This window comes from Desulfosalsimonas sp. (genome assembly GCF_046483245.1).
Taxonomy (GTDB): domain Bacteria; phylum Desulfobacterota; class Desulfobacteria; order Desulfobacterales; family Desulfosalsimonadaceae; genus Desulfosalsimonas.
The window spans coordinates 1-7,281 of record NZ_JAWODO010000067.1; the positions used below are offsets into that span (position 1 = coordinate 1).

At 56.6% G+C, this 7,281-nt stretch carries 4 protein-coding genes; all 4 read left to right on the forward strand.

All coding sequences use genetic code 11. From position 1 onward, the window contains the following. The coding region (locus R6U41_RS06500; protein ID WP_410269023.1) for a hypothetical protein at positions 1–213 on the forward strand (213 nt) is incomplete at its 5' end. Beyond that, positions 135–3,074, forward strand: coding sequence for a carboxyl transferase domain-containing protein (locus R6U41_RS06505; RefSeq protein WP_410269024.1), 2,940 nt, complete (start codon positions 135–137; stop codon positions 3,072–3,074). The genes R6U41_RS06500 and R6U41_RS06505, both read left to right, overlap by 79 nt. A gap of 265 nt (positions 3,075–3,339) precedes the next feature. Beyond that, complete coding sequence (locus R6U41_RS06510; protein WP_410269021.1) at positions 3,340–4,059, forward strand: 4'-phosphopantetheinyl transferase family protein; 720 nt, start codon at positions 3,340–3,342, stop codon at positions 4,057–4,059. Positions 4,060–4,105: 46 nt separating this feature from the next. Then, on the forward strand, positions 4,106–6,268 hold the full coding sequence (glgP, locus tag R6U41_RS06515) for an alpha-glucan family phosphorylase (protein ID WP_410269022.1): 2,163 nt from the start codon (positions 4,106–4,108) through the stop codon (positions 6,266–6,268). Positions 6,269–7,281 lie beyond the last annotated feature (1,013 nt).

Consider the following 7,281-nt stretch of genomic DNA (forward strand, 5'->3'; position numbering starts at 1 on the left):
CGTCCGGCGGGGGACATCGTGCATTCGACGGGCGGCGTGGCCTCTGGCCCGATCTCTTTTATGAAGGTGTTCAACGCGTCGACCGATGTCATCAAGCAGGGCGGCCTCAGGCTCAAAAATGCGACATTGCCCTGCTGCCGGCAACACACGGACCGGTCACCAAAGATCAGGCCCGGGAGTTTTTCAACTCCCTGGGAGATGGTGCGGCCGTGATGATCAAGGCCCTGGCCGGAGGCGGGGGCCGGGGCATGCGGGCGGCCTACAGCCTGCAAGATCTGGATGCGGCATTTGACCTGTGCTGTTCCGAGGCAGCAGCGGCCTTTGGCTGCGGGGATGTGTACGTGGAAAAGCTGATTGCCGATGCCCGTCACATCGAGGTCCAGGTCATCGGCGACGGCCGGGGCGGGGTTTCGCATTTGTGGGAGCGGGAATGCACCCTGCAGCGCCGCAACCAGAAGCTTGTGGAAATCGCACCCGCCCCGGGCATGGACGACTCCCTGCGCACCCGCCTGACAGATGCGGCCGTGCAACTGGCCCAAAGCGTTGATTACAGGAGTCTGGGTACTTTCGAGTTTCTGGTGGATGCCGGGCAAGCAGGCGGTTGCGGGCCCTTTTATTTCCTTGAGGTCAATCCCCGGCTTCAGGTGGAGCACACGGTCACCGAGGAGATCACCGGCGTTGATCTGGTGCGTGCCCAGATTGAAATCGCCCGGGGCCGGAGCCTGCCGGATCTGGGACTTGGCCGGGAGCAGATCAGCGCGCCCGCGGGCCATGCCGTGCAACTGCGCATCAACATGGAAGAAATTTCGGAAAACGGCGATATATCAGCTGCATCCGGCACCCTGCGGGTGTTTGAACCGCCCCTGGGTCCGGGGGTAAGGGTGGATACCTTTGGATATGCCGGCTATGAAATCAATCCCAACTTTGACTCTTTGCTGGCCAAGCTGATCTGCCACAGCCGCTCACCTGAATATGCCGATGTTTTGGCAAAAGCCTACCGGGCCCTGTGCGAGTTTCGCATCGAGGGGGTGGCCACCAATATCGGCCTGCTCCAGAACCTGGTCCGGCATTCGGATGTTGTGGCAAACAAGGTGACCACCCGGTTTGTGGAAACCCAACTGGGCCGGTTGACCGGATCGGCAGACAGCGGCCACCGGGCGCATTATTTTGATCAAATTCAGGGCGGCCCGGGCCTGGAAAAAAATGCGGGTCAGGCCGATGATGCCAACGACGCCCCGGAAAACACCGGGCCCTGCCGGGTGTCCATGCCCGGCACGGTGGTGAGAATCGAGGCGGAAGAAGGGCAGGTGGTGCATGAAAAACAAGTCGTGGCCGTAATCGAGGCCATGAAAATGCAGCATGCAATCGAAGCCGGCGTCAGCGGCGTGATCCGGCGCATCTGTGTCAAGCGCGGCGACACCCTGGCCAAAGGCCGGGCGCTGGCCTGGATTGAACCAGGCCATGTGGATGCCGAGCAGGCGGATGCGGAAAAAGAGGTGGATCTGGATCATATCCGGCCGGATCTGGCCGAGGTTGTCGAGCGGCACCGGGCCTGCATGGACGAGGCCCGGCCCGAAGCGGTTGAAAAGCGCAGAAAAACCGGCCAGCGCACGGCCAGGGAAAATATCGCAGACTTGGTGGATGATGACAGTTTTATCGAGTACGGCGCCCTGGCGGTGGCAGCCCAGCGCCGGCGGCGCTCTTTGGCGGAGTTGATCCAAAAAAGCCCGGCAGACGGGCTGATCACCGGGATCGGATCGGTCAACGGAAACCGGTTTGACGAGACAAAGGCCCGGTGCATGGTGCTGGCCTATGATTACACGGCCATGGCCGGCACCCAGGGGGCGTTTAATCACCAGAAAACCGACCGGATGCTGCATCTGGCAGAGCAGTGGCGCCTGCCGGTGGTGCTTTTTGCCGAAGGCGGGGGCGGGCGGCCCGGGGACGTGGATGCCATGGAGCTCCGGGTGGCGGGCCTGGACCTGGATACTTTCACCCGGTATGCCAGTTTAAGCGGGCTGGTGCCCCTGGTGGGCATCGTTTCCGGGTACTGTTTTGCCGGAAACGCCACTTTGCTGGGCTGCAGCGACGTGATCATTGCCACGAAAAACGCCAACATCGGCATGGGCGGACCCGCCATGATCGAAGGCGGCGGGCTGGGCAAATGCCGGCCCGAGCAAATCGGGCCCGCCAGTGTGCAGGGACCCAACGGGGTCATTGACATTCTTGTGGAAGACGAGGCCGGGGCCGTGGCTGCGGCCAAAAAATACCTTTCCTATTTCCAGGGACCGGTGGACGACTGGCAGTGTGCAGATCAGCGCCGGCTGCGCCGGTGTGTTCCGGAAAACCGGCTCAGGGCCTACAATGTCTCGGAAATCATTTCGCTTCTGGCGGATACGGACTCGGTCATAGAGCTTCTCAGACAGTACGGCCCGGGCATTATCACCGCACTGATTCGTATCCAGGGCCGGCCCTTCGGCCTGATGGCCAACAACTGCTGGCACCTGGGCGGGGCCATTGACGGGGATGCCGCAGATAAGGCCGCCCGGTTCATGAAGCTGTGCGACGCATTTGACATTCCCATGGTGGTGCTCTGCGACACCCCGGGGTTCATGGTGGGCCCGGAGGCCGAAAAAAGCGCGCAGGTGCGGCGCTTTGCCCGGTTGTTTGTGACTGCGGCCGGCGCCACCATCCCGGTGTTTTCCGTGGTTCTGCGCAAGGGATACGGCCTGGGGGCCATGGCCATGGTGGGCGGCGGCTACCACCGGCCGGTGTTCAATATCTCCTGGCCCACTGGCGAATTCGGCGGCATGGGCCTGGAAGGGGCCGTGAAGCTGGGTTTCAAAAAGGACCTGGAGGCGGAAAAAGACCCGGAAAAGCGCCAGGAGTTATACGATTCCCTGGTGGCCATGTCCTATGAGCACGGAAAGGCCATCAACATGGCCTCGTTTCTGGAAATCGACGACGTGATCGACCCCGCAGACACCCGGCACTGGATCATGCGCGGCCTTGCCGCCATGCCGCCGGAGGGCGCCCGGACCGGGAAAAAACGGCCGGATATTGATACATGGTAGCAAGTTTGATGGTTTCGTAAAAAGTAAGTTTTTAGATGGCGCCTTAAAAGTTCAAGATCAAGGCTTGCGCAATTTCGAAGAATGCAGCGTACTTATCCGTACGTGAAATTCTGAGAAATTGCGCGTAACGCAGATATTGAACTTTTACGGTGCCATCAAGTTTTGTTTGAAAAATATTTGCCTGTGCCGGCATGATGGGTTAGGGTGTGACAAAATATTGACTTTTGCTGCCGGATCCATGCCCATGTCCGAATTGCCGGAGAGTTTGAAAACGCTGCAAACCAGGGGCGTCGCCCTGTGGCAGGCATCCCTGGATATTTGTCCCCGGCAGATCCGCCGGTTCAGGCAGCTGCTTTCCCGGGAGGAAGGCGCCCGGGCACAGCGATTTTTATCTGAAGCCCACAGGCGCCGCTTTATTGCCGCCCATGGCATTTTGCGGCAGATTCTGGGCGGTCTCACCGGCATTTGTCCAAATCATCTGGTATTTGAAGATCAGGGCCGGGGCAGGCCCGGTCTGAAAAATGACCTGCCTTTTGATTTTTTTTGTTTTAATCTGTCCCATTCCCGTGAGATGATGTTGCTCGGCGTTTGCCTGAAGGGACCCGTTGGTGTGGATATTGAATGGATCAACCCCGCAGCCGACATTTCCGGGATGGCTGATCGGTTTTTTTCTTCAGCCGAGGCACGGGCTGTCCGGAGCCGTTCCCGGGAGTCTGCAAAAGCACTTTTTTATCAGTACTGGACCCTTAAGGAGGCTTACCTGAAGGCCACCGGTGAGGGAATTGCCCGGCTCCGGGATGTCGAAATCGATTGCCGGGCCGACCGCGGCTATGCACTGGCCGACCGCGGCTGCTCCATGAATGAAAAATGGACGATTCTGCCGGTTTTTCCCCGGCCCGGTTATGCCGGGGCAGTTGCTGTAAAATTTACTGGCCCGGATTTTGCATATATTAATGGCATGCCGGTTCATGATGCCTTTTTATAAATCTAAAAAACCTGTTTTATTTTATTGTTTGTCCAAGGAGACCTGAATGCCGTCGTACCAACTGAGCAACAATGATTTTCCCAATCTGCCCACCCGCATAAAGGGTCTGGGCGGTCTGGCGGAAAACCTCTGGTGGAGCTGGAATCCCCAGGCCCGCATGCTTTTTAAAATGCTTGACCGCCAGGCCTGGAAGGAAAGCAACCACAACCCGGACCTGATGTTAAAGCAGTTGTCAGCCGATGCCCTGGCGGGGGCCACCCGGGATGACAATTACCTGCGGCATTATGATCTGGTGATGTATTTGTTTGAGAAATATCTAAACGAGCGGGTGCTGTACCCGGAATTTGAACTGCAGCCGGATGCCCCGCCCATCGCCTATTTCAGCGCGGAATACGGCCTGCATCATTCCCTGCCGTTTTACGCCGGCGGGCTGGGATTTCTTGCCGGCGATCATCTCAAGGAATGCAGTGACCTGGGCATTCCCATGGTAGCCGTGGGGTTTATGTATCCGGGCGGGTATCTCAACCAGGTGATCAACCGTGACGGGTGGCAGGAAAATTTTACACAAAAGGTGGACAAGGATGCCGCATCCATCAGCCGCCTGCTGACCAAGGACGGAGAGCAGGTTTGCGTGCCGGTGCCCTATATCAACCACACCCCTGTGGAAGTGGGCATATGGAAGGTTTCCGTGGGAAGGGTGGGGCTTTATCTCATGGATACAGATATCGCGTCCAACAGCGACTGGGTCAGATCCATTTCCAGAAGGCTTTATACCAGTGATGTCACCCAGCGGCTGCTCCAGGAGATTCTGCTGGGGATCGGCGGCTCAAGGGTGCTGGCGGCCCTGGGTCACGATTTCAGCATGCTGCATTTAAACGAGGGGCATGCCGCCTTTGCCCTGCTTGAAAAAATCCGCGAATTTGTCGAAGATGGCGCGGATTTTGAACAGGCGCGCAAAAAGGTGGCGGCCATGAGCCTGTTTACCACCCACACGCCGGTGCCCGCAGGGCATGATATTTTTCCCTTTGACCTGGTGGAAAAATACCTGGAAGGCTACTGGCCCCTTCTGGGGCTGGACCGGGATGGGTTCATGGAACTGGGCCGGCATCCGGAAAATCCCGAAGCCGGGTTTAACATGACAGCACTGGCATTGCGGCTTTCGGGCAATGTCAATGCTGTGAGTCAGAAGCACGGGGAGGTCACCCGGGGCATGTGGCACTGCATGTGGCCGGACAAGGCTGAAGAAGACGTGCCCATTGATTACGTGACAAACGGGGTCCATCTGCCCACTTGGCTGGAGCCCAAGATGCGGCTGCTGTTTAACAAGTATTTCGGAGAAGGCTGGATCAATGTCCATGACAACCCGGCCATATGGCAGTTTATCGAGGAAATCCCGGATTCGGAGCTATGGCAGATTCATTACTGGTTCAAGCTCAAGCTGGTCAATTACATACGCCACAAGGCCCGGGACCGGTGGGATGCAGGTGATGCGGATCCATCCCAGATCATGGGCATGGGCACGCTTCTGGATCCGTCGGTTCTCACCCTTGGATTCGCCCGCAGGTTTGCCACATACAAGCGCGCGGACCTGATCTTCCATGACCTGGATCGGCTCAAGAAAATCGTCAATGATCCCTGGCGGCCGGTTCAGATCATATTTGCCGGAAAATCCCATCCAGAGGACGCCAAGGGCCATGAACTGATCCACCGCGTATTTGAATTTGCCCGTGATCCGCAGATGGGCGGCAGGATCGCCTTTGTGGAAAACTACAACGAGCAGCTCGGCCAGTATATGGTCCATGGCGTGGATGCATGGTTAAACAATCCCGTTCCCCCAATGGAGGCCAGCGGCACCAGCGGCATGAAAGCGGCCTTAAACGGCGTGCCCCATGTGAGCATCCCGGACGGATGGTGGCTGGAGGGCTATAACAGCAACAACGGCTGGCAGTTCGGCTCAGGCAGAAAGGATGCGGACAGCGGCCGGGACCGGGAGGATGCCGCACAATTATACACCCTGCTGGAAGAAGAAATGATCCCCCTTTATTATGAGGCTGCCGAAGACGGCACCCCCCACGGCTGGACCCGGTACATGAAAGAAAGCATCAAGTCCACTGCCCCGCACTTTTCCTCCCGCCGGATGGTCAAGGAGTATTACCGCAAGTTTTATGCCCATGTGCTGGAACGCGGCTCTGAAAACTACGGGTGCTGATGGGGCAGGGGCAGCGGCTGGGGGAACACAAGGATTTACAAAATTGTAAATTTTGTGGCAAAAAATTAACAAAATTGTATGTTCATTGAAAGTCATTTCTTCGGTCCATGATCATTTGCAGTGGGGTCAGGCAACGCTTTTCGGTAACTTCAAAAAAGTTGCTGTTCGTGTTTGGTTCTATAATTTTCGCATGATGCCGGCCCGGTGGCGGTTTGCTCCCTGCTGACCGCTTGCGCGCTCAATGCGACTCGCAAACCACCCCCGGGCCGGCATCATGGCCAACTGTGTGCAAAGTTTCACCAAGGGGGTCGAAAGCAACACATCCAAGTCTTAAAAAGCGTTGTTTTCATGCCCGGTCCCGTGGGCTGGCCCGGCAAGAACCCTTCCAAGGAAGCCCGGGGGCGGGGTCGGTTTTTGAGGCGACATTGAGCGTTTACGGAAAAATTCAGCAAATGCCGGAGCTAAAAAATTTCAAACTGTTTGAGGCCGACAGGCCGAGTTTTTGAAATTTTAAGCGAAGGCATTGGCTGAATCCGTAAACGGTCAGGAGCGAAAAAACTGACCCCGGCCGCAGGGCTTCCTTGGAAGTCTGATTTCAGATGGCGCTGTAAAAAGTTCAAGATCAAGGCTTGCGCAATTTCGAAGAATGCAGCGTACTTGGCCGTACGTGAAATTCTGAGAAATTGCGCGTAACGCAGATATTGAACTTTTTACGGCGCCATCATATTTAAAAGGATTCATACCGAAATGTGAGTTTAAACACAAATGAAAAACCCGCACAAATTTTTGCTTGACAAATCCGTTAAAAAGCTTTTATTGGTTCCTGAAACATACAAATTTAAACAAACCGGCCATCGGGCCCGAATATATTTGACTGTATCGGAACGACCCATGCAATTATTTCATCTGCAGACAAAAAAAACAAACCAGAACTGGTGGTGGCGGACCAGCATAGCGGGGTCTGCCTTTAAACCGGTTTGAATCAGCCATAGCGCAAGCAAAAAGACCGAGGC

Coding starts and splice junctions, on each gene's coding strand:
- glgP (WP_410269022.1), top strand. CDS start 4,106: ATGCCGTCGTACCAACTGAGCAACAATGATTTTCCCAATCTGCCCACC.